This window comes from Streptomyces albidus (ex Kaewkla and Franco 2022), from assembly GCF_013870515.1.
Taxonomy (GTDB): Bacteria; Actinomycetota; Actinomycetes; order Streptomycetales; family Streptomycetaceae; genus Streptomyces; species Streptomyces albidus.
In genome coordinates, this window is record NZ_JACBXA010000005.1 from 56,581 (window position 1) to 82,185 (window position 25,605).

The 25,605-nt window shown below is 71.7% G+C and carries 2 protein-coding genes; both read left to right on the forward strand.

Annotated features, from left to right (window positions below; all coding sequences use genetic code 11):
- Positions 1-100: 100 nt before the first annotated feature.
- Entirely contained in the window at positions 101-13,915 is a 13,815-nt protein-coding gene (locus H5J26_RS02255) for a non-ribosomal peptide synthetase (RefSeq protein ID WP_181763935.1), read from the forward strand.
- Positions 13,912-25,605, forward strand: a complete 11,694-nt coding sequence (locus tag H5J26_RS02260) for a non-ribosomal peptide synthetase (protein WP_181763936.1) — start codon at positions 13,912-13,914, stop codon at positions 25,603-25,605. The genes H5J26_RS02255 and H5J26_RS02260 overlap by 4 nt, the downstream gene beginning before the upstream one ends.

The following is a 25,605-nucleotide window of genomic DNA, read 5'->3' on the forward strand; positions in this document are numbered from 1 at the left end:
TCCACTTCACCGGCCGCGTGGCGTTCGCGTCACGGACTCCGGCCGTCCCCTTTCAGCTCTTCAGCCCCATGCCGACGATCTGCCCTGGAGCCTGCGACAAATGCGTGATCGCCAAGGTGCCCGACTGCCGTTGCTGGACGCTCAGTCGGGCATCTGGTTCGGACAGCAGCTGGATCCGGCCAACGCGACGTACAACACCGGCGAGTACGTCGACATCGCGGGGCCGGTCCAGGTGGCGGCCTTCGAGGAAGCCGTACGGCAAGCCGTGGCGGAGACGGACGCGCTGCACCTGATCCTGTCCTCCCAGGACGGGGTCCCCGGGCAGCAGATCGAGGTCGGCCACGACTGGCCCTTCCACGTACTGGACGTGAGCGGGGAGCGCGATCCGCACGCCGCAGCCGTCGCATGGATGGAAGAGGACCTGGCCAGGCCGGTGGACCTGACCGGGGGACCGCTGTTCACCGAGGCACTCTTCAAGATCGCCTCCGACCGCTTCCTCTGGTATCAGCGGGTGCACCACATCACGGTCGACGGCTACGGGCTCTCGCTCATCGCCCGCCGGGTGTCCGAGCTCTACACGGCGTGCGTCGAGTCCGCCCCCGGCGGTGAGGCGGACTTCGCCACCTCGGCGGAGCTCGTCGGCGAGGAGGAGGCCTACCGGGCCTCCGCCGCTTACGAGGAAGACCGCCGGTGGTGGCTGGAGCAGTTCGCGGACCGGCCGCGTCCCGCTGTTCTCGCGGGGCGGTACGCGGACCGTACGGGCCGGGTGCTGCGCCGTACCTTACGGCTGCCCGAGGAGACGGTTCAGCGGCTTCACGATGCGGCCTACAGGCTGGAGTCGGGATGGCCGCAGCTGGTCACCGCGGCCACCGCGGTCCTGCTGACCCGCATGACCGGGGAGGCGGAAGCCGTGCTCGGAATGCCGAGCATGTGCAGGCTGACGCCCACGGCACGACGCACGCCGTCGATGGTCATGAACATCCTGCCTCTGCGGGTCCGGGTCAACGGCGCGGGCACGGTGGGCGAGCTGGTGGCGGAAGTCGACGCCCGAGCCCGGCAGGGCATGCGTCATCAGAGGTTCCGCTCCGAGGAGTTGCGCCGCGAGTTGGGTCTTCTCGGCTCCGACAGGCGCCTGTTCGGACCCATCGTCAACATCATGCCCTTCGACTACGGGCTGGCCTTCGCCGGCCACAGGGCGACCACGCACAACCTCGCCGGCGGCCCCATCGACGACCTGCGGATCGCCGTGTACGACCGTTCCGACGAGTCCGGGCTGCGTTTCGACTTCGACGCCAACCCGGCCGTCTACGACGAGGAAGACCTCGCCGCACACCAGGAGCGCTTCGTACGCGTCCTCGACGGACTGTGCGAAGCGGCGGGCACGGACCGTCCGTTGAGCACGCTGGACGTGCTGGGCGCGGCGGAACAGGCACGCCGTGAAGCGGCCAACGACACGGCGGGACCCGTGCCGGAAGAGCTCATGCATCAGCTCTTCGAGCGTCAGGCACGCCGTGCTCCGGAAGCGACCGCCGTCGTGGACGAGCGGGTGAGTCTCACCTACGGCCAGGTCAACAGGGGCGCGAACCGACTGGCACGGCAGCTCGCCGAGGCCGACGTCCAGTCCGGCGAGCGGATCGCCGTACTGGCGCGCAAGGGGTGGCGCCAGGTCGTGGGGTGCCTCGGCGTGCAGAAGGCGGGCTCCGCGTATCTGCCGGTCGACTTCGAGTGGCCGCTGGAGCGGCTCGCACTGGTGCTGCGCCTGGGCGGGGTGCGGGTCGTCGTAGCCGATCCCGAACTGGCCGAGATCGCCGGGCAGTTGTCCGCCGACGGGGGCCCGCGCCACATCCTGATCGAGGACGGGCTGCTCGAACCCGGCAGCGCGGGTGACGAACCTGCGGACCCGCCGGCCCGCCAGACGCCCGACGACATCGCCTACGTGATCTTCACCTCCGGGTCGACAGGTACGCCGAAGGGCGTGGTGATCGACCACAGGGGAGCGGTCAACACACTGACCGACATCAACGACAGGTTCGGGATCGGCGCCGGGGACCGGGTCTTCGCCCTCTCCAGCCTGACGTTCGACCTGAGCGTGTACGACGTCTTCGGCGTCCTCGCTGCCGGCGGCACCGTGGTCCTCCCGCCTGACGAGGACCGGCGGGAGCCTGCGGCGTGGTGCGACTGGCTCATCCGGCACAGGGTGACCGTGTGGAACACCGTGCCGATGTTCATGCGCATGCTGGTCGAGGCCGCGGGTGGCCTGCCGTCGGCGCAGCGCGAGGCACTGGCGGGGACGCTGCGCCTGGTGATGATGAGCGGCGACTGGATTCCCGTCGACCTTCCCGCCATCATCCGCAGCCGCTTCCGGCACCCGGATCTTCGAGTGATGAGCCTGGGCGGTGCCACCGAGGCGTCCATCTGGTCGATCGCGTACGAGATCGGTGAGGTCGATCCCCAGTGGCGCAGCATCCCCTACGGCGCAGCGCTTCGGAACCAGACCTTCCACGTCCTTGACGAGTCCTTGCGGGAGTGTCCGGACGGCGTGACGGGCCAGCTCCACATCGGCGGCATCGGCCTGGCGAAGGGCTACCTCCAGGACGAGGAACGCACGGCGGCGTCCTTCATCACGCGCCCCTCGGGCGGCCGGCGGCTTTATCGCACCGGAGACCTGGGGCGCTGGAGAGCGGACGGGCAGATCGAGTTCCTCGGCCGCGACGACCTCCAGGTCAAGATCGGTGGTCACCGTATCGAGCTGGGCGAGATCGAGCAGCACCTCGACTCCTGCGACGGAGTGCGCCGGGGGCTGGTGCACGTACAGCAGATCGGCGGCGAGAGCCGGCTCGTGGCCTGCCTCGTACCGGAGCAGACCGGGTCGCAGGGCCAGGAGCCCGCCGACGCGGGGGACTTGGGGCGCAGCGTGCGGGCGGCCCTTCAGCAGGTGCTGCCCCCCTACCTCGTGCCCGACCGGTACGTGCTCATGGACTCCGTGCCGCTCTCCTCCAACGGCAAGGTGGACCGCTCCCGGCTTCCCGGCACGCCCGAGGCGGGTCAGGAGCAGGAGGGGCGTCCGGCCCTGTCGAAGCCGGGCGGCGAGCAGCTGGTCGAGGGGGCCTGGCAGCGTTCGGAGCACAGCCCGCCGCGCACCCCTCAGGAAGAGGTGCTCTGCACACTGTTCGCGGACCTTCTCGGAGTGCGGGCGGTCGGTACGGAGGACAACTTCTTCGAGCTGGGCGGCCATTCGCTGACGGCGACCCGGCTCGTGGGGCGCATCCGGTCCGTACTCGGTGTCGAGCTGACTGTCCGTACGCTCTTCGCCGCGCCCACCGTCGCCCAGCTCGTACCCCACCTGGAGGGGACCGCACGGGCCGAGCGGCCCCTTGTCGCCGGGGAACGGCCGGAGCTGATTCCGCTGTCCTTCGCCCAGCGCCGGCTGTGGTTCCTCAACAGCATCGAGGGCCCCAGCGCCACGTACAACGTGCCGCTGGTCCTCCGGCTGGAGGGTGAGGTGGACGCCGCCGCGCTGCGGGACTCCCTCGCCGATGTCGTCGCCCGTCACGAGAGTCTGCGCACCGTCTTCCCCGTGTCCGAGGCGGGCGTGCTGCGGCAGGAGATCCTCGACGTGCCGGACGGGCCGGGCCTGGAGACCCGTACGGTCGGAGAGGACGACCTCCCGGATGTGCTGTCGGCCGCCGTCCGGCGGACCTTCGACCTCACTGCCGAACTGCCCTTCCGCGCTTCCCTGTTCAGCACGGCTCCTGACCGGCACGTTCTGCTGCTCCTGCTCCACCACATCGCGGGCGACGGCTGGTCGCTGGCGCCGCTGACGCGGGATCTGAGCCGCGCGTACGCGGCGCGCAGGCTGGGAGCCGCTCCAGCGCTCGCACCGCTGGCGGTGCAGTACGCCGACTACACGCTGTGGCAGCACGCGCAGTTGGGCAGCGAGGACGACGAGGACAGCCCGATATCCCGTCAGCTCGCGTTCTGGCGTGCCGCTCTGGAGGACCTGCCGGAACAGCTCCAACTGCCCACGGACAGGCCGCGCCCCGCCGAGTCGGGACACCACGGCGGCATGATCGACTTCCGGTTCGACGCGGAGCTGCACACCGCGCTGCAGGCGCTGGCGCGGGAGGCGCGAGCGAGCCTGTTCATGGTGGTGCAGGCGGCTCTGGCGGCGGTTCTGACCAGGCTCGGGGCGGGCGAGGACATCCCGCTCGGCAGCCCCGTCGCGGGGCGTACGGACGAGACGCTCGACGAACTGGTCGGCGCGTTCGTCAACACGCTGGTGCTGCGCACCGACACATCCGGTACGCCGTCCTTCCGCGAGCTGCTGGAACGGGTGCGTACGGCGGACCTGGCCGCCTACGCACACCAGGACGTGCCGTTCGAACGCCTCGTGGAGGTGCTCAACCCGGTCCGGTCGCTGGCCCGGCACCCGCTGTTCCAGATCATGCTCGTCGCGCAGAACACCCCCGATGCCGAGGTGGCCTTCCCCGGTGTCACCGCGCACGGCGACGTCGTCGGCGCCGGGATGTCGCGCTTCGACCTGACCATCGGTTTCACCGAACGACGTTCACCCGACGGGACGTCCGCGGGCGTGGACGGCTGGATCGAGTACAGCAACGACCTCTTCGACCGCGAGACCGTCGAGATGCTCGCGGAATGTCTCATCCGGATGCTCTCGGCGGTCGCCGCCGACGCCGCACAGCCGATCGACCGTGTCGACATCCTCTCGCCGGCCGAGCGCTCCCTGATGCTCGCGGCCTCGCACGGTGAGAGCCGTACCGGGCCGCCCGTCACACTTCCCGCCCTCTTCGAGGCGCAGGCCGCGCGCAGCCCCCGGTCGACAGCGGTGACTGACGGCTCCACGGTGCTCAGCTACGGCGAACTGAACAGGCGGGCCAACCAGTTGGCCCACGTACTGATCGCCGGGGGTGTCGGCCCCGGCGCGTTCGTGGGAGTGGTCATGCCGCGCTCCGCGGACGTGATCGTCGCCCTCCTCGGGGTGCTCAAGTCCGGTGCGGCGTACCTGCCGCTGGACCCTGAGCTGCCGGCCGAACGGATCGACGTCATGTGCGCCGACGCAGGTCCGGCACGCCTGATCACAACGGCGGAGGTGGCAGCGGTGCTGCCGCCGGGGGTGCGCGAGCGTGCCCTCGTCCTCGACGACGAGACCGTGGCACGGTCGCTGGAGCAGGCGCCCGCCGGCGATCCGTCGGACGAGGACCGTACCGGCGAGCTGACGCCGCGGCACGCCGCGTACGTGATCTACACCTCCGGCTCCACCGGCACCCCCAAGGGCGTCGTCGTCGAACACCGCAGCATGACCGGTCTGTTGGCGTGGGCCGCCGACCGCATGGGTCCGGATGCGCTGTCCCGGGTGCTCGCCGCGACCTCGCTCAGCTTCGACGTCTCCGTCTTCGAGGTCTTCACGCCGCTGACGACCGGCGGAAGCATCGAAGTCGTACGGGACCTGCTCGACCTGACCGACCTGCCCGGCGGGGAGTGGAGCGGCGGCACGATCGTCGCCGTGCCCTCCGCCTTCACCCGGCTCATCGGAGACCGCGCGCTGCGGCTGCGGGCCGACGCGGTGGTGCTGGGCGGCGAGGCGCTCTCCGCCAGCGCGGTCGCGGACGTACGCGAGGCGCTGCCGGGCAGCCGGCTCGTCAACGGATACGGGCCGACCGAGGCGACGGTCTACGCCACCTCGTGGGAAGCGGGAGCCGACGGCGACGGAGGCTGGGACGGCGAGCCCGCCATCGGCAAACCGGTGTGGAACGCACGGGCCTACGTGCTCGACGGCCGGCTGCAGCCGGTGGCCACCGGGGTGCTCGGAGAGCTGTACCTGGCGGGGCCGGGCCTCGCACGCGGATACCTGCGCCGTGCCGCTCTGACCGCGGAGCGCTTCGTGGCCGACCCGTTCGGGCCGCCGGGTGAGCGGATGTACCGGACCGGCGACCTCGTGCGCCGGCGCCGCAACGGCGACCTCGAGTACGCCGGACGGGCCGACACCCAGGTCAAGGTCCGCGGGTTCCGCGTGGAGCCCGGCGAGATCGAAGCGGCCCTCGCCGCACATCCCGCAGTGGCGCAGGCCGTCGTCGTGGTCCGCGAGGACCGTCCCGGAGAGCGCCGCCTGACGGGGTACGTCGTCCCCCGCGGCGAACGCGCACCCCGGCCGGGCGAGTTGCGCGAGCACCTCGCCGGACGGCTCCCCGACTACATGCTGCCCAGCGCCCTGCTCGTACTGGACGCGCTGCCGCTGAACGCGAACGGCAAGCTGGACCGCGGCGCCCTTCCCGCTCCGGACCGTTCGGGTTCCCGTGACGGACTGGCACCGCGCACTCCGCGTGAGGAGCAGCTGTGCCGACTGGTCGCCGAGGTCGTCGGGGTGGACCACGTCAACGCGGACGACAGCTTCTTCGATCTGGGCGGCGACAGCATCGTCTCGATCCAGCTGGTCAGCCGGGCCCGCATGGAGGGCCTGCATCTGACGTCGCGGGACGTCTTCCAGCACAAGACCGTGGCGGCGCTGGCCGTCGCCGCGCAAGTACGTGAAGAGGCACCGGAGGTCCCCGAGGACGACGGAGTGGGGCCGCTCCCGCCGACGCCGATCGTGCACTGGCTGCGCGAGCGCGGCGGCGACTTCGCGGGATTCCACCAGGCGATGTCGGTGCCCGTGCCCGCCGGCGCGAGCGAGGAAGCGCTCGGCACCGCCCTCCAGGCGCTGCTCGACCACCACGACGCGCTGCGGCTGCGGCTGGAGAGGGTCGCGGGCGGTGCCGTGTGGAGTCTGCGTACCGAAGCGAAGGGCGAGGTGCGGGCAGCGGAGTGCCTGCGGCGCGTGGACGCCGCGGGAACGACCCAGGAGGAGCTGTCCCGTTCGGTCGCCGAACACACGACCTCGGCCCGTGACCGCCTCGACCCCGAGGCCGGAGCCATGGTGCAGGCCGTGTGGTTCGACCGCGGTACGAGCGGGCCCGGACGGCTGCTGCTGGTGGTTCACCACCTGGCGGTCGACGCCGTCTCGTGGCGGATCCTGCTGCCCGACCTGGCCTCGGCCTACGAATCCGCCGCAGCCGGAGGCACCCCGAGTCCGGCGGCCTGCGGTACGTCCTTCCGCAGATGGGCCGAGCTGCTGCTGGAGCAGGCGCAGGACCCCTCGCGGATGGACGAACTCCCGGTGTGGACCGAGATGCTCGCCGGCCACGATCCACTGCTGAGCGAGAACGAAGGCGTACTCGGGAAGGGGCAGCCGCCGGCGGCCGGTGGACACGGCACGCCCTCCAGCGGAGGCGGGCTCTCGCTCACCAGGACCCTGGACGTGGAGCGCACCCGGCCGCTGCTGACCGCTGTGCCCGCGGCCTTCGGCGCGGGCGTGGACGAGCTGCTGCTGACCGCGCTCGCGATGGCCGTGGCGCGTTGGCGCCGTGAACGCGGATTCGGCGAGGACGGTTCCGTACTCGTCGACGTCGAGGGGCACGGCCGGGAAGACGTCGTACCCGGACTCGACCTCTCCCGCACCGTGGGCTGGTTCACCTCCCTCTACCCGGTGCGGCTCGGCTCAGGGGACGCCGGCGCCGAAGAGGCGTGGAAGGGGGGCTCCGCCCTCGCCGCATCCGTCAAGTCCGTCAAGGAGCGGCTGCGTACGCTGCCGCACCGGGGCCTGGGATACGGCCTGCTGCGCCATCTGAACGCGCAGACGGCCCCGCTCCTGGCGACGCTCCCCCAGGCCCAGATCGGGTTCAACTACCTCGGCCGCTTCGGTGACTCGCACAAGGAAGCCGGCCTGTGGCAGGCCGTGCCCGACACGGACGCCCTCGGCGGTGCGGCGTCGCGGATGTCTCCCGCGCACACGCTCGAACTGAACGCCCTCACCACGGACGGCGGTTCGGGGCCCGAACTGAGCGTGACGTGGACGTGGGACGAGCAGCGGCTGTCCGGTGAGGCCGTGGCCGGACTCGCGGAGCTGTGGTTCGAGGCGCTGGCTCTCCTGGTGGACACCGCGGACCAGGGCGAGTTCGGCCGTCTCACGCCCTCGGACCTTCCGCTGGTCTCCCTCCAGCAGGGGGAGATCGACGATCTGGAACGCAAGTTCCCCGGGCTGGCCGACGTGCTGCCCCTCTCCCCGCTCCAGGAGGGCCTGTTCTTCCACGCCCGCTACGACGCGGACTCCACCGACGTCTACGCCGTGCAGATCGTCTTCGACCTGGACGGCGAGCCCGACCGCGACGCTCTGCGCGCGTCGGTGCGTACGCTGCTGCACCGGCACCCCACGCTGCGTGCCGCCTACTGCGAGGCGGGCCCGCGCCGGCCCGTGCAGGCAGTGCTGGAAGAGGTGCCGCTGCCATGGCAGGAGTGGGATCTCGCGCATCTCACGGGCGAGGCCCGTGAGGCGGAACGCATGAGGCTGCTGGACGAGGACCGGCTGCTGCGCTTCGACCCGGAGCAGCCGCCGCTCATGCGCTTCACGCTGGTGCGGCTCGGTGCCGGCAGGCACCAACTGGTCATCACCAACCATCACATCGTGATGGACGGCTGGTCCACGACCTTGCTGCTGCAGGAACTGTTCGCGCTCTACGAGGCGGACGGCGACGGCACCGCCCTGCCGCCCGTCCCGGCCTACCGCGGCTACCTCGACTGGCTGGACGGCCAGGACAGCGATGCCGCGGGGGAGGCCTGGCGCGAGGCGCTGGACGGCCTGGAGGAGCCCACAGTCGTCGTGCCCGTGGAGCAAGGGCGCGTACCGGTGATCCCCGAGCCGGTCGTCGTCGAACTCCCCGAGGAGGCCACCGCGTCGCTGCGGCGGTGGGCGAGGGCCAACGACCTCACCATGAACACGCTCGTGCAGGGCGCCTGGGCGGTTCTGCTGAGCCGTACGACGGGCCGCGACGACGTGGTCTTCGGCGGCACCGTCTCAGGACGCCCGCCGGAGCTCCCCGAAGTCGACGGCATGGTGGGCCTGTTCATCAACACCCTCCCGGTTCGTGTCCGGCTCCGGCCCGACGAGCCGCTGCCGGAGATGCTGGCCAGGCTCCAGGACGAACAGTCCCGCCTGATGGAGCACCATGCGCTGCTGGGCCTCGGCGACATCCAGAAGGCCGCCGGTCTGGGCGAACTCTTCGACACGGTCACGGTGTTCGAGAACCACCCGTTCGATCCGGGCTCGTTCGACACCACCGCGGCGGGCATGCGGATCACGGGCCGTGAGGCCCGCGACGCCACGCACTACCCGCTCAGCCTCATCGCCGCGCTCTCCGGCGAACGGCTGTATCTGCGGCTCGGTTTCCGTCCGGACCTGATGGAGCGGGAGCAGGCCGAGACCCTCATGGCGCGGCTGGTGAGCGTCCTGTCCGCGATGGAGGCACAGCAGGACCGCGAGGTCGGCGGCATCGAAGCCCTCGCCCCCGGTGAACGCGGGCTGGTGCTGGAGGAGTGGAACCGGACGTCGCAGCCCGCGCCGTGGCGCACGCTCCCCGAACTGTTCGAGACGCAGGCGCTGCGTACTCCCGACGCCCTCGCACTGGCAGGGCCAGGGGTGGAGCTGTCGTACGCCGGGCTCGACGAGAGGGCCAACCGGCTGGCCAGGCTGCTCATCGAGCGAGGTGTCGCCCCCGAGCAGGTGGTGGCTCTCGCGCTGCCCCGGTCGGTGGAGCTGGCCGTGGCGGCCCTGGCCGTCTCCAAGGCCGGAGGCGCCTACCTGCCGCTGGATCCGGACTACCCGCCGGACCGGATCGCGTACATGCTGCGCGACGCCCGGCCCGCGCTGGTGCTGACGCTGCGGGAGCACGCCGAACGGCTCCCCGCCGCCGATCAGTTCGTACGGATGACGCTGGACGGTGCGGAGACGGCCGAAGCCCTGGAGGCCGTGGCCGGCGAAGCTGTGGACGACTCCACACGGCTCGCGCCGCTCGACCCGGCGCACCCGGCGTATGTGATCTACACCTCCGGCTCGACAGGCGCACCGAAGGGAACGGTCGTCCCGCACCTGGGAGTCGGCAGCCTGGCGGCCACGCAGGTGGAGCGCTTCCGGCTGACCGCGGAGAGCCGGGTGCTGCAGTTCTCATCGCCGAGCTTCGACGCCGGCGTGATGGAGATGCTCATGGCGTTCGCGTCGGGAGGCGCGCTGGTCGTACCTCCGCAGGGGCCGCTCGCCGGCGAACCCCTGGCGGCCGTGCTGCGCGGAAGCGGGATCACACACGCGCTGATTCCGCCCGCAGCGCTCGCCACCGTTCCGGTGGAGGGACTCGAGAGCTTCAGCACTCTGCTGGTGGGCGGCGAGGCATGCCCACCTGACGTGGTGGGCCGCTGGGTCTCCGGCCGTCGCATGATCAACGCGTACGGCCCGACCGAAGCGACCGTCTGCGTCACCACGAGCGATCCCGGGCAGGGCGAGGACGTCCTGCCCATCGGCCGGCCCGTGCACAACACCCGCTGCTACGTGCTGGATTCACGGCTGCGGCCCGTGGCGCCCGGCGTCGTCGGCGAGTTGTACGTCGCGGGCGACTGTGTGGCGCGCGGCTATCTCGGCCGCCCCGCGCTGACCGCCGACCGGTTCGTCGCGGATCCCTTCGGGGCGCCGGGCAGCCGGATGTACCGCACCGGTGACCGTGCCCGCTGGCGCCGCGACGGGCAGCTGGAGTTCGCAGGTCGCGCCGACGCGCAGGTCAAGCTGCGCGGCTTCCGCATCGAACCCGGCGAGATCGAGTCGATGCTCGCCCGTCATCCCGCTGTCGGGCAGTGCCTCGTCACCGTGCGCGAGGACAAGCCCGGCGACAGGCGGCTCGTGGCCTACGTGACCGCCGCGGAGGAAGCGGACGCTACGGCCGACGAGGCGGCGCACGCGCAGCGCGTCCAGGAATGGCACCAGATCTACGACACGCTGTACGAGGAGACCGCGGGGCTCGACTTCGGCGAGAACTTCTCCGGCTGGAACAGCAGTTACACCGGCGAGCCGATCCCGCTGGAGCAGATGCGCGAGTGGCGCGAGGCCACAGTCGAGCGGATCCGTGAGCTGGCGCCCGCACGGGTTCTGGAACTCGGCGTGGGCAGCGGTCTCGTGCTCGCCCCTCTCGCCCCCCACACCGAGGCCTACTGGGCGACCGACTTCTCCGCGGCCGCAGTCGACACACTCCGCGCGAAGGTCGCGGGCGTGCCCGGGCTGGCGGAGAAGGTGGAGCTGCGTACACAGGCCGCCGACGACCTGCGTGGGCTGCCGGTGGACTACTTCGACACCGTCGTCGTCAACTCGGTCGTCCAGTACTTCCCCAGCGCCGCATACCTGGAGCGGGTGCTGCGCCAGGCGCTGGAGCTGGTACGGCCGGGCGGCACGGTCTTCGTGGGAGACGTACGCAATCTGCGCCTCTGCCGGCCGTTCCACTCCGCCGTCACCCTGCAGCAAGCCGCCCCCGACACCGATACCGCTGTGCTGCGCCGGGCGACGGAACAAAGCGTGCTGATGGAGCGGGAGTTGCTGGTCGACCCGGAGTTCTTCCCGGCACTGGCCCGTTCCCTCCCAGCGGGCACCACCGCCGACGTACGGGTCAAGCGCGGCGAGCACCACAACGAGCTGACCCGCTACCGCTACGACGCGGTGCTCCGCAAGCCGGATCATCCCGGTGCACACCCCGCCCCGCAGGAGCGCGGAGCCGAACTGCGCCTGCACTGGTCGCGTGACCTGGGCAGCGTGGAGGCCGTCGGGCACCGGCTCGCGGAGAGCGACTGGACCCGGCTGCGGATCGAGGACGTCCCCAACGGACGGCTTGCGGGTGAACTGGCCGCCGTACGGACCCTGGAGAGCGGAACTCCCGCCGAGGCGTACCCCGCCCCCGACCCGGAGGCCTTCCACCGGCTCGCCGAACAGTACGGCCACCGGGCCGAGGTCACCTGGTCCGCCCCGTCCCCCGAAGGCAGCCTCGACGTCGTCTTCACCCGTGCCGGCGACACCGCTGTGCGGACGGTCTTCGAGCCCGGCGCCGCAGAGCCCGCTCTCCCGGCATGCACCAACGACCCCCAGGCGGGCCGCGGTCTGGCCGTGCTCACCTCATCGCTGCGCGGCTACCTGGAGGACCTGCTGCCGGGGCACATGGTGCCCAGCGCGTTCGTTCCCCTGGACCGGATTCCTCTCACGCCCAACGGCAAGCTGGACCGCAAGGCGCTGCCGGCGCCCGAGCTTCCCGCATCCACGGCCCGTGCTCCGCGCACACCGGCCGAGGAACTGCTGTGCGCGCTGATGGCCGAGGTACTGGGGCTGGACCAGGTCGGTCCCGACGACAGCTTCTTCGACCTGGGCGGCGACAGCATCATCTCGATCCAGCTGGTCAGCCGCGCCCGGCGCGCGGGGCTGACCTTCTCGCCCAGGGAGGTCTTCGAGCACCGCACCCCCGCCGCCCTCGCCGCGACCGCCGGCTGGGACGACGGGCCAGGCGCACGGGGCGACGAGGACGACGGTGTCGGAGAGCTGCCGATGACCCCGGTCATGCACTGGGTCGGCGAGCGAGGCGGCCCGTTCGCCGGGTTCCACCAGTCGATGCTGCTGCGTGCCCCGGCAGCGCTGGAGACCGCCCACCTCGTGACGGCGGTTCAGGCCCTGCTGGACCGGCACGACGCCCTGCGGATCCGGCAACGGGACGACGGGGCGACGCTGGAGGTCATGCCCGCCGGGACCGTACGGGCGCAGGAGTGCGTGCTGCGGGTCGACGCCGGAGGGCTCGACGGTGCGGCTCTCGCCGCCGCGGTGGAGGAACAGTCCCGTGCCGCACAGGCGTGGCTCGACCCGGCAGCCGGGAACCTGGTGCGGGTCGTCTGGCTGGACGCGGGAGGGGAACGGCAGGGCAGGGTTCTGCTTGCCGTGCACCACCTCGCTGTCGACGGAGTCTCCTGGCGCATTCTCGTGCCGGACCTGGCCGCCGCGTACGGCGCCGCCGCAGCCGGTGAGCAACCACAGCTCGAACCGTGCGGGACCTCCTTCCGCAGGCACGCCGCCCTGCTGGCGGAGGCAGCGGAGAGCGAGGAGCGCACAGGCGAACTGGCCCTGTGGAGCCAAATGCTCAGCGGGCCGGACCCGTTGCTGACCGACCGGCCGCTGGACACCGCACGGGACACGGCCGGGACAGCCGGTTCACTGACGCTGACCCTCCCCGCCGAGCGCACGGCTCCGCTGCTGACCACGGTGCCCGCGGCCTTCCACGCCGGGGTGGACGACGTACTGCTGACCGCCCTGGCGATGGCCCTGAGCAGCTGGCGGCGCGACCGCGGCATCCGCGGAGCCGACGGAGTGCTCATCGACGTGGAGGGCCACGGCCGGCACGAGCTGACGGCGGGGACGGACTTCTCCCGGACGGTCGGCTGGTTCACCACGGTGCACCCGCTGCGTCTCGACCCCGGGGTCGTCGAGTGGGACGGCGCACGCGCGGACGGACCCGCCATGGGAGCCGCACTCAAGCAGGTCAAGGAGCAGATCCGTGCCGTACCGGACCACGGTCTGGGCTTCGGGATGCTGCGCCACCTCAATCCGCGCACAGGTCCGGATCTCGCGCGTTCGGCGCGCCCGCAGATCGGTTTCAACTACCTCGGCCGTTTCGCTCCGCCCGAGCCCGACGACTGGGCGCCGGCCCCCGAGGCGGAGACCCTCGGCGGCGGCGTCGATCTGCGCATGCCCTTCGCGCACAGCCTCGAAGTGAACGCGCTCACCGTGACTCACGCCGAGGGGCCGCAGCTCACCGCCACCTGGACGTGGCCGGGCGAGCTGCTGGCCGAGGAGCCGGTGCGGCAGCTGGCCGAGTCCTGGTTCGGGGCGCTGAACGCCCTGGCCGTACACGCAGAACAACCCGACGCGGGCGGCTACACACCGTCCGACCTGTCCCTGATCTCCCTGAGCCAGGACGAGATCGACGAGCTTGAAGAAGAGTGGAGGACCCCGTGACAGGACGGTCCGGACTGGAAGACATCCTTCCGCTGTCGCCGTTGCAGGAGGGCCTGCTCTTTCACAGCCTCTTCGACGAGCAGGCCCCCGACGTGTACGCGGTACAGCTGGTCTTCGAACTGCACGGGCAGCTCGAACCCGATGTGATGCGCGGCGCCGCCGAGGCCCTGCTGCGCCGGCACTCCGGGCTCCGCGCGGGCTTCCGGCAGCGCGCGAAGGGCACGCCTCTTCAGCTGATGCCGCGTGAGGTCGAGCTGCCCTGGGCCGAGTTCGACCTCAGCGGTCTGGACGACGGGAAGCGGGACGCGGAACTGGCGCGGATCCTGGAGGAGGACAGGGCACGCAGGTTCCACCTCGACAAGCCGCCGCTGCTGCGCTTCACGCTGATCCACTGGGCACCCGCCGAGTACCGGCTGCTCCTCACCAACCACCACATCCTGCTCGACGGCTGGTCCGTGCCGCTTCTGGTACGCGAACTGCTGACCCTCTACGGAGAACGCGGCGACGCCTCCGGGATGCCCCCGGCCGTCCCCTACCGCACATACCTGGCGTGGCTGGCCGGGCAGGACCACTCCGCCGCCCGCGACGCCTGGCGCTCGGCGCTCGCGGACGTGACCGGGCCGACGCTGCTCGCGCCCGCCGACCCGGGCAGGGTGCCCGTGCTGCCGGAGTGGGTCACGCACCGGCTGCCCGAGCAGATCACCGCCCGTCTCCAACGACGGGCACGCGAGCACGGGTTGACGATCAGCACGGTGCTGCGCGCGGCCTGGGGCATCGTGCTGGGCCGCATGACCGGCAGCGAAGACGTGCTCTTCGGGGGCACGGTCTCCGGCCGTCCGCCGGAACTCCCGGACGTGGAGACCATGGTGGGGCTGTTCATCAACACCCTGCCCGTGCGGGTGCGGATACGCCCGGAGGAGTCCCTGGCGCAGCTGACGACCCGGCTCCAGCAGGAACAGACCTCCCTGATGGAGCACCAGTTCCTGGGTCTCGGCGAGATCCAGCAGCTGTCGGGGCAGAAGGAACTCTTCGACACCACGACGGTCTTCGAGAACTACCCGCTCGACGACGGAGCCCTGGAGGTCCCCTCGTCCGGGCTGCGGGTCGGGGACGTGCAGTCCCACGACGCCACGCACTACCCGCTCAGTCTCGTCGTCCTGCCGGGCAGCTGCATCGAGACCCGTCTGGGATACCGCGCGGATCTGTTCGACCGTTCCGAGGCGGAGACCGTCCTGGCCCGCCTCGCCCTCGTGCTCGAAGCGATGGCGAGCGATATGGACCAGCCCGCGGGGGAGTTGGAGGTACTCACCTCCGCTGAGCGCGACGCCCTGCTCGGCGAGTGGACGGGCGCGAGCCGGCCCGTACCCGACCGCGCCCTGCCGCAGCTGTTCGAGGATCAGGCGGCCCGTACTCCGGACGCACCTGCCGTCCTCGCCGACGGCGTCTCGTGGACGTATGCCGAACTCGACCGCCGTGCAGGGCAGTTGGCACGCCGACTGCGAAGCCTCGGCGTGGGCCGGGAGTCCGCGGTGGCCGTGCTGATGGAACGGTCGCCGGATCTGGTGACGGCGCTCCTCGCGGTCGCGAAGACCGGCGGCACCTATGTGCCGGTGCACCACAGCTATCCCGTGGCCCGCATGCGGATGATCGCCGAGGAGACGGGGGCGCGTGTCGTACTGGCCGATCCCGCGAGCGCCGGGCACGAGTTCGTGCTCGGCTTCGGGGACCGGGCCGTGACGGTCGACGGTGCCGGCCTCCCGGGCGGCGAGGCCGACGACGGCGAGGCCCCGCACGGCGACGCTGCCGCCGACGGCGACCAGGACTCCGGTGCGTCCGTCGACCCCGCCCAGCTGGCCTACATCATGTACACCTCGGGCTCCACCGGCACCCCCAAGGGGGTCGCCGTCACCCACCGGGACGTGGCCGGTCTGGCCTGGGACGGCTGCTGGGACGGCGAGGGCCAGGAACGCGTACTGCTGCACTCCTCGCACGCCTTCGACGGCTCCACGTACGAGCTGTGGGTCCCCCTGCTGCGGGGAGGCTGCGTCGTCGTCGCACCGTCCGGCGACGTGGACACCCGTGTCCTGCACCGGGTCGTCACCGAGTACGGCGTGACCAGCGTGTTCCTCACCACCGCTCTGTTCAACCTGCTGGTGGAGGAGACACCGGAAACCCTGCGCGGCCTGCGGCAGGTGTGGACGGGAGGCGAGTTCGTCTCCCCGAAGGCCGTCCGCCGGGCGCTCGAGGGCTTCCCCGACACGGACGTGGTGCACGTCTACGGGCCGACCGAGGCCACGACCTTCGCCACCTTCCACCGCATGCGGGGCACCTTGCCGGCCCGCGGGGCGATCCCGATCGGCCGGCCCATGGACAACATGCGCGGCTACGTTCTGGACGAGCGCCTGCGGCCCGTACCGGTGGGCACGGTGGGAGAGCTCTACCTCGCGGGAACGGGAGTCGCGCGCGGGTACGTCGGCAGGCCGGGAGCGACGGCCGAACGCTTCGTCGCGGACCCCTACGGGACGCGGGGCGAGCGGATGTACCGCACCGGGGACCTCGTGCGCCGACTGCCCGGCGGAGCCCTCGAGTTCGTCGGCCGCGCCGACGGGCAGGTCAAGATCCGGGGCTTCCGCATCGAGCTGGGAGAGGTGGAGTCCGCTCTGGCCTCCTTCCCCGGCACGGCACAGGCCGCGGTGGCGGTGCACGAAGATCCTTCCGGTGCACGGCAGTTGACGGGATACCTCGTCCCCGTGGATCTCGCGGAGGGTCTCGACCAGGCAGCGCTGCGGCGCCACTTGCTGGAGCAGCTGCCCGAGTACGCCGTCCCCTCCTCCCTCCAGATGCTGGACCGCATCCCGCTCAACTCCAACGGAAAGGTGGACAAGGCCGCGCTGCCCGCGCCCGACAGGCGCTCCGCGGGACGTCCCCCCAGGACGGCCCAGGAGGAGATCCTCTGCGGGCTGTTCGCCGAGGTTCTCGGCATGCGCCGGGTCTCAGCGGAGGACGACTTCTTCGACCTGGGCGGCCATTCGCTGCTCGCCACCCGCCTGGCCAGCCGTATCCGCTCGGGCCTGGGCGTCGAGATGGCCATCCGCACGCTCTTCGAGGCCCCGACACCCGAACTGCTCGCGCAGCGCCTCCAGGAGGCCGACGACGTACGCCCCGCGCTGCTGCCGATGCCGCGCGAGGGGCAGACACCGCTCTCCTTCGCCCAGCAGCGGCTGTGGTTCCTCAACCGGCTCGAAGGTCCCAGCCCGACCTACAACATCCCGATCTGCCTGCGGCTCACGGGCACGCTCCGCGTCGAGGCGCTGAGCGCGGCGCTGGAGGACGTGGTGGCGCGACACGAGGCGCTGCGCACGCTGTTCGAGGAATCGGGCGGCGTGGCGGTCCAGCGTGTCCTCGAGGCCGGCTCCCCGCAGGCACGGCCCAGCATCTCCGTCGTGGCGGCAGGGGACGAGGAGGAGGAGCGGGCCGAGCAGATCCACACCGCCGCCCACCACTGCTTCGACCTCTCGCAGGAACTGCCCATCCGCGCCACCCTGTTCGAGGCCGGGGCGGACGAGCACCTGCTGCTGGTGCTCGTCCACCACATCGCCGGCGACGGCTGGTCGCTGGCACCTCTGGTGCGGGACCTGACGGCGGCGTACGCGGCACGCATCGAAGGCCGGGCGCCGCAGTGGGCCGGCCTGCCCGTGCAGTACGCCGACTACAGCCTGTGGCAGCGGAACCTCCTCGGCGACGAGAACGACCCCGGCAGCGCGGCCGCGACACAGCTGCGCCACTGGCTGTCCGAACTCGAGGACCTGCCGGAGCAGCTCGAACTGCCCACGGACAGGCCGCGCCCCGCCGTCGCGACGTTCCGCGGCAGCACCTATCCCTTCCGCATCGAGCCCGAACTGCACAAGCGAATCATCGACTTGGCGCGCGAGAGCCGCGTCACCCCGTACATGGTGCTCCAGGCGGCGGTCGCAGCCCTGCTGACCAGGCTCGGCGCCGGCACCGACCTGCCCATCGGCAGCGCGGTCGCCGGACGGACGGACAAGGCCCTGGACGATCTCGTGGGCTTCTTCGTGAACACCCTCGTCCTGCGCACCGACACCTCCGGCAACCCGACGTTCCGTACCCTCCTGGAACGGGTGCGGGCCACCGACCTGGCCGCCTACGCGAACCAGGACCTGCCCTTCGAGCGGATCGTCGAGGTGCTCAACCCGGCCCGCAGCCTTTCGCGGCAGGCCCTCTTCCAGGTCATGCTGGCGTTCCAGAACACCCCCCGGGCAGACCTCGAGCTGCCCGGACTGACCGTCGGCATCGAGCCCGTGCCCACCGAATTCGCCAAGTTCGACCTGTCTTTCAGCCTCTTCGAGAGCCGGGACGCGAACGGCGGACCGGGCGGCATCGGCGGACTCATCGAATACAGCACGGACTTGTTCGACAGGGAGAGCGTGGCCGCGCTGCACGCACGGCTGTTGCTGCTCCTGGACGGCGTCACCGAAGACCCCGCCTGCCCGCTCGACCGGGTGGAGGTGCTGCTGCCCGAGGAGCGCCGCACGTTGTTCGGGCTGTGGACGGACCCGGGCCGGAGTGAGCCTGTCCGTACCTTCCCGGAACTGTTCGAGGAACGGGCCGCCTCACACCCCGACGCCGTGGCGCTGCGCTACGAGGACGTCGAGATGACGTACGAGCAGCTCGACGGCCGGGCGAACCAGCTGGCACGGCTGCTCGTGGAACGCGGCACCGGCCCCGAACAGACGGTGGCACTGGCCCTGCCGAGGTCGCCGGAGCTCGTCGTGGCCGTGCTCGCCGTGCTCAAGGCGGGCGCCGCGTATCTGCCGGTCGACCCGGCCTACCCCGCCGAACGCATCCGCTTCGTCCTCGACGACGCCCGGCCGGCCTGTCTGTTCACCACGAGTACCGCCGCGGACGGTCTGCCGCAGCCGGAGGCGCTCCCGTGCCTTCTCCTCGACGACTCCCGCACCCGTGACGAACTGGCCGCCCGTTCCAGGGACGCCCTGCGGGACGAGGACAGGCTCGCGCCGCTGGACCCCGCGCACCCGGCATACGTGATCTACACCTCGGGCTCGACAGGCACCCCGAAGGGCGTCGTCGTGACGCACACCGGAGTCGCCGGTCTCGCGGCCGCGCAGCGCGAAGCCTTCCGGGTGGGGCAGGGCTCGAAGGTTCTGCAGTTCGCCTCGCCCAGCTTCGACGCCTCCTTCTGGGAGATGTGCATGAGCCTGCTCTCCGGGGCGACGCTCGTGCTCGCACCGGCGGACAAGCTGCTGCCCGGACGGCCGCTCGCCTCACTGGTGGCCGAACACGGCATCACGCACGCGACGCTGCCGCCGACGGCGCTCGCCGCGATGGAACAGGAGGACGAAGGCTTCCGCGCGGACACCACCCTCGTCGTCGCCGGAGAGGCGTGCCCCGGCGACCTCGTGGAGCGCTGGTCCACGGGCCGCACGATGATCAACGCGTACGGGCCGACGGAGACGACGGTGTGCGCCACCATGAGCCGGCCGCTGTCCGGCGGCGGGGTGCCGCCGATCGGCAGGCCGATCTCCAACAGCAGGGTCCGGCTGCTCGACGACCGTCTCACCCCGGTACCGGTGGGCGTCGTCGGAGAGCTGTACCTGGCGGGCGACGCACTGGCCCGCGGCTACCTGGGGCGCCCCGCCCTGACGGCCCAGCGGTTCACGGCGGATCCCTTCGGTGCCCCCGGTTCGCGGATGTACCGCTCAGGCGACCGCGCGCGGTGGCTCCCCGACGGTTCCCTGGAGTTCGTGGGCCGCGCCGACGACCAGGTGAAGGTGCGGGGTTTCCGCATCGAGCCGGGCGAGGTCGAGAACGTACTCGTGCAGCAGGCGGACGTCGCCCAGGCGGCCGTGGTCGCGCGCGAGGACCGGCCCGGAGACAAGCGCCTGGTCGCATACGTGGTCCCGGGCGTGCCGGAGGTCTCTGACGGGCCCGCCGACGAGCGGGGCGACGAACAGGTCGATGCGTGGCGGCAGTTGTACGACTCGCACTACGGCTCGGCCGACGACCGTGACGTCCCGTTCGGGGAGGACTTCTCCGGCTGGAACAGCAGCTACGACGGCTCCCCGATCCCGCTGGAGGAGATGCGCGAGTGGCGAGCCGCGGCCGTGGAACGCGTCCTGGCTCTCCGCCCGCGCCGGGTGCTGGAGATCGGAGCGGGCAGCGGCCTGATCCTCTCCCGGGTCGCTCCCCGTTGCGAGGAGTACTGGGGAACGGATCTGTCGTCGGCGGCAGTCGAGCACGTACGCGCCCAGTCGGCCCGCATCCCGCAGCTCGCGGGACGGGTGCATCTGCGCAGCCAGGCTGCCGACGACATCACGGGGCTCCCCGAGGGCCACTTCGACACGGTCGTGGTCAACTCGGTCGCGCAGTATTTCCCGGGCGCCGGCTACATGGCGCGCGTGGTGGAGCAGGCGATGCGCCTCCTCGCCCCCGGCGGCGCGCTGTTCCTGGGCGACATCCGCAATCTGCGTCTGCTGCCCGCACTGCAGACCGCTGTGCGGCTGGGCCGTCCCGGAAGCGGCGACGCGGAGCAGGTGCTGAGGGCGGTGCGGAACGCGACGTCAGCCGAGCAGGAACTGCTGCTGGCACCGGAGTTCTTCCTCGCGCTGCCCCGCAGCGTGCCCGCCGTCGAAGAGGTCGACATACAGGTCAAGCGTGGCCGGGGACCCCACGAACTCGTCGGCCACCGCTACGACGTCGTCCTGCGCAAGCGCTCCGGCGAATCCTCCACGCCCGGCGGCGCCTCCGTGGCGACCGGTGAGCGGCAGCTGCACTGGGGTACCGACCTCGCGGACCTGGACGCTCTGCGGGCGGTGCTGTCGGAGAACGGCTCCACGGCCCTACGGGTGACAGGCGTGCCCAACTCCCGTATCGCGGACGAGGTCGCGGCCTGGCGACGGCTGGCGGAGGGCGGATCGGTCCAGGAGGCGCAGCACGACCTGCGCGGGCCGGGTGGTTCCGGCGCCGCGGTGGACCCGGAGGTCTTCCACGCCCTCGGCGAGGAGTTCGGCCACCGCACCGCGGTGACCTGGTCACCGGGCCGGGACGACGGTGCACTCGACGTCCTCTTCACCGTCGCCGGGAGCGACGCTGCGGCTTGCGGCACGGCATACGTGCGCGTGCCCGAGGGCTGCGCGGACGGACCGCTCACCGACTACGCCAACGTGCCGTCCCCCGGGGAGGGCACCGACGTCGCCAGGCTCCGCACCCGCGCTGCCGCGTCACTGCCGCAGCACCTGGTGCCGGACGTGTTCGTCGTGCTGGACGAGATGCCGCTGACGCCCAACGGGAAGATCGACCGGAAGGCGCTGCCGGAGCCCGGAGCCACCGTCGGCGAGAACGGCCGGCCCCCTGCCACGGCCCAGGAGGAGTCCCTCTGCGGCCTGTTCGCCGAGGTGCTGGGCCTGACGGCAGTGGGACCCGAGGACGACTTCTTCGCCCTCGGCGGTCATTCCCTGCTCGCCACCCGCCTGGTCAGCCGTATCCGCACGGCGCTCGGTGTCGAACTCGCCGTGAGAAGCCTCTTCGAGGCACCCACACCGGCTCAGCTGGCAGCGCTGGTCGACGACGCACAGCCCGCGCGGGCAGCGCTCCTGCGCGCTGACCGCCCGGCCCGGCCGCCGCTGTCCTTCGCGCAGCGCAGGCTGTGGTTCCTCAACCAGATGGACGGGGGCGCCACGTACAACATGCCCCTGTCGCTGCGGCTGACGGGCGTACTGGACCGCGCCGCCCTGCAGTCCGCGCTGAACGACGTCGTGGCACGGCACGAGTCGCTTCGCACGGTCTTCCCCGAGGCCGACGGCGAGCCGTACCAGCAGGTGCTCGATCCGCAGCAGGCGGACACGCAGATCCGCCTGGTGGAACTGGACGGAGATGACGGAGACGGAGAAGGGAGCCGTCCGGCCGCCCTGGCCGAGGAACTGGCATCGGCCGCGCGGGAGGGCTTCGACCTGGCCACGCAGACCATGCTGCGGGCCTGGCTGTTCGTGTGCGGAGCCGAAGACCACGTGCTTCTGCTGTCGTTCCATCACATCGTGGGCGACGGCTGGTCGATGGGGCCGCTCGCACGCGACCTGTCCGAGGCGTACGCCGCCCGCCTGGAAGGACGTGCCCCGCAGTGGGCGCCCCTTCCCGTGCAGTACGCCGACTACGCGCTGTGGCAGCAGGACCTGCTGGGCGACGAGGACGACCCGGAGAGCCTCACCAGCAGGCAGCTCGCCCACTGGACCGAAGCGCTCGCGGAACTTCCGGAGCACATCGAACTGGCCACGGACCGGCCCCGTCCGGCAGTTGCCGGCTACCGGGGCGCAGGCATCGCCTTCGAGATCGACAGGCCCCTGCACCGCGGGCTCGCGCAGGTCGCCGCGCAGACAGGCGTCAGCCTGTTCATGGTGCTCCAGGCAGGGCTGTCGGTGCTGCTGAAGAGGATGGGAGCGGGCGACGACATCCCTGTCGGCACCTCTGTGGCGGGCCGTACCGACGAGGCGCTGGACGATCTGGTCGGGCTGTTCCTCAACACCCTTGTGCTGCGCACCGACACCTCGGGCAATCCGACGTTCGGCGAACTGCTGCACCGGGTGCGGGCAGCCGACCTGGCCGCCTTCGCCCACCAGGACCTGCCGTTCGAGCGTGTGGTGGAGGCGCTGCGTCCGGCACGTTCGTTGGCCCGGCAGCCGCTCTTCCAGGTGCTGCTCGGATTCCAGAACACCCCGCCCGCCGATCTTCGGCTGCCCGGCATCCGGGCCTCTCTGGAGCCCGTGCACACGGGCGCCGCGCGCTTCGACCTGACCGTCAATCTCGCGGAACGCCTCGACGAACACGGAGGAGCGGACGGCATCCACGGAGTCGTGGAGTACAGCACCGACCTGTTCGACGGGAGCACCGTCGAAGCGCTCACCGAACGCCTCATCCAGCTGCTCGACTCCGTCTCCGCCGATCCCGGCCGGCGCATCGAGGAGATCGGCGTATGCACCACGGGAGAGCTGAAGGCGCTGAACGGCGAATGGCAGGGTGCCCCCGTCGACCGCGCAGACGTCTCCCGTACGGTCCCCGGGCGCTTCGCCGAACTGGTCGCGGCACAGCCCGACGCGGTCGCCGTGCGCTCGGCCGCCCGCACCCTCACCTACAAGGAGCTCGACGCGGAGGCCGGCCGTCTCGCACACCGGCTGTCAGGACTCGGCGTGCGGCCGGAGAGCGGTGTGGCCGTCCTGATGGAGCGTTCGGCGGCTCTGCCGGTCGCGCTGCTGGCGATAGCCAAGGCCGGCGGCACGTACGTTCCGCTGCCGCAGGGGCAGCCCGAGGCGCGGATGCGCCTGCTGCTCGCCGAGAGCGGGGCCCGGGTACTGCTCACCGATGAGGCGCATCAGCACGACGCGCTGGTGGGCGCCGCCGGTTCGGCGCTCGTCGTCGGCAGCGGGACCGGCGCGGAAAGCGGCACCGGCTCGGAAGGCGGCACCGGCACCGACGCCCCTGAGCACCACCCGGACCCGGGTGCTCCCTGCCATCCGGATCAGGTGGCGGCGGTGATGTTCACCTCGGGCTCGTCCGGAACCGCCAAGGGCGTGGCCGCCACGCACGCGGCCATCGTGGACATGGCCGACGACAGCTGCTGGAGCGGCCGGCCGGAGACGACCCTGCTGTACTCGCCGCACGCCTGGGACGCGCTCGTCTTCGAGTTCTGGTCCCCGCTGCTCGCGGGCGGCGAGGTCGTCGTCGCACCCCCGGGCGACCTGGACCCGGCCGAGCTGCGCCGCATGGTCCGCAGCAACGGCGTCACCCGGCTGTGGGTGACAGCGGGGCTGTTCAACATGCTCGCGGAGGAGGCCCCCGACTGCTTCGAGGGAGTACGCGAAGTCTGGACGGGTGCGGACGTCGTCGCGCCCGGCGCCGTGCAGCGCGTACGTGACCGGTTCCCGGACGCCGTGGTCTGCAACGGGTACGGGCCCTGCGAGACGACCCTCTTCGCCACCCACCACCGGATGGCGGGGCAGGCGGAGGAGACCGGAACCGGCGGCACCGTGCCCATCGGCCGGCCTCTCGACGGCATGAGCGTGTACGTCCTCGACGAGCGTCTCCAGCCTGTTCCGCCGGGCGTTCCCGGCGAGGTGTACATCGCCGGCGACGGCATGGCCCGCGGCTACACGGGCCGACCCGACCTCACCGCGGAGCGATTTGTCGCCGCCCCGTTCGCGGGAGCCGGGGACCGGATGTACCGCACGGGCGACATCGCCAGGTGGCGGCCCTCGGGCGTGCTCGAATTCGTGGGACGGGCCGACAACCAGGTCAAGATCCGCGGTTTCCGCATCGAGCTCGGCGAGATCGAGGCGGCGCTCGCCCGGTGCGCCGGTGTCGCCCAGAGCGCCGCGGTCGTACGGGAGCCGCAGCCCGGCGAGAAGCAGGTCACCGCCTACGCCGTGCCCGAGCCCGGAGCGCATCCGGTCGCCGAGCAACTGCGGGAGCAACTCGCCGAGTTGCTGCCGGAGTACATGGTGCCCGCCGACGTGCTCGTGCTGGAGCGGCTGCCGCTGACCTCCAACGGCAAGCTCGACCGCCGCGCGCTCCCCGAGCCGCACAGCGCTCCCGCAGCACAGGGGCGGGCACCGCGCACGCCGCAGGAGGAGCTGCTGTGCACGTTGTTCGCCGACGTACTGGGCGTGCCCCGGGTGGGCGTCGACGACAGCTTCTTCGAACTCGGCGGGCACTCGTTGCTGGCCGCGCGGCTGGTCACCCGGATCCGTTCCACACTCGGTGTGGACGTCGCGATCCGCAGCCTCTTCGAGGCCCCGACCGTCGCAGGTCTGGCTGCCCGTCTGGGAACCGACGCCCCCGAGGACGCCTTGGCTCCGCTGCTTCCGCTGCGCGGCGGCGGGGAGCTGCCCGCGGTGTTCTGCGTTCACCCTGCCGGGGGCCTGAGCTGGGTCTACTCCGGACTCACGCGGCACCTTCAGGGGCGGCCCGTGTACGGCCTGCAGGCACGCGGCCTGGCCGAGCCCGAACCCCTGCCGGAGTCGGTCGCGCAGATCGCGGCGGACTGCGCCGACCAGATGCAGGGCGTCCAACCGTCCGGCCCGTACCACCTGTTGGGCTGGTCGTTCGGCGGTGTCGTCGCGCACGCCACCGCCGTGGAGCTCCAGCGCCGGGGGGAGTCCGTCGGGACGCTCGCCCTCCTGGACCCCTACGCCGCGGTGCCCTCGCTGCCCGACGCGGACGGAGCGGAGATCGACGAGGCGACGATGCTGGCAGTGCTGCTCGACTTCGTCGGTCACACCCCCCAGAGCCTGGGCGAGGGCCCCCTCGACCGTGCCGCCGTCATCGAGGTGCTGCGCAGCGAGGGCAGCGCACTGGCCAGCCTGGACGAGCGCAGCCTCGCCTCGATGGTGGAGGTCTTCGCCAACAACAACCGGCTCCTCCCCGAGTGGGAACCCGGACGCTTCGACGGCGACGTGCGCTTCTTCGGTGCGCGGCCCCCGGCAGGCGTGAGCCCCGCGGCCGAGGGGTGGCGGCCGTACGTGACCGGCCGGATCGAAGAGCACCGGATGGAGTGCGAACACAAGGACATGCTCCAGCCCGGTCCGCTCGCAGAGATCGCGCAAGTACTCGAATCCGATCTGGGAAGCGGCGGCGCCGGCAGCGACGCCCCGGACAGGCCCTGA

What these genes read in the sequence shown, in the direction of transcription:
- H5J26_RS02255 (WP_181763935.1), top strand. Translation starts at nt 101, where the DNA reads ATGCGTGATCGCCAAGGTGCCCGACTGCCGTTGCTGGACGCTCAGTCG.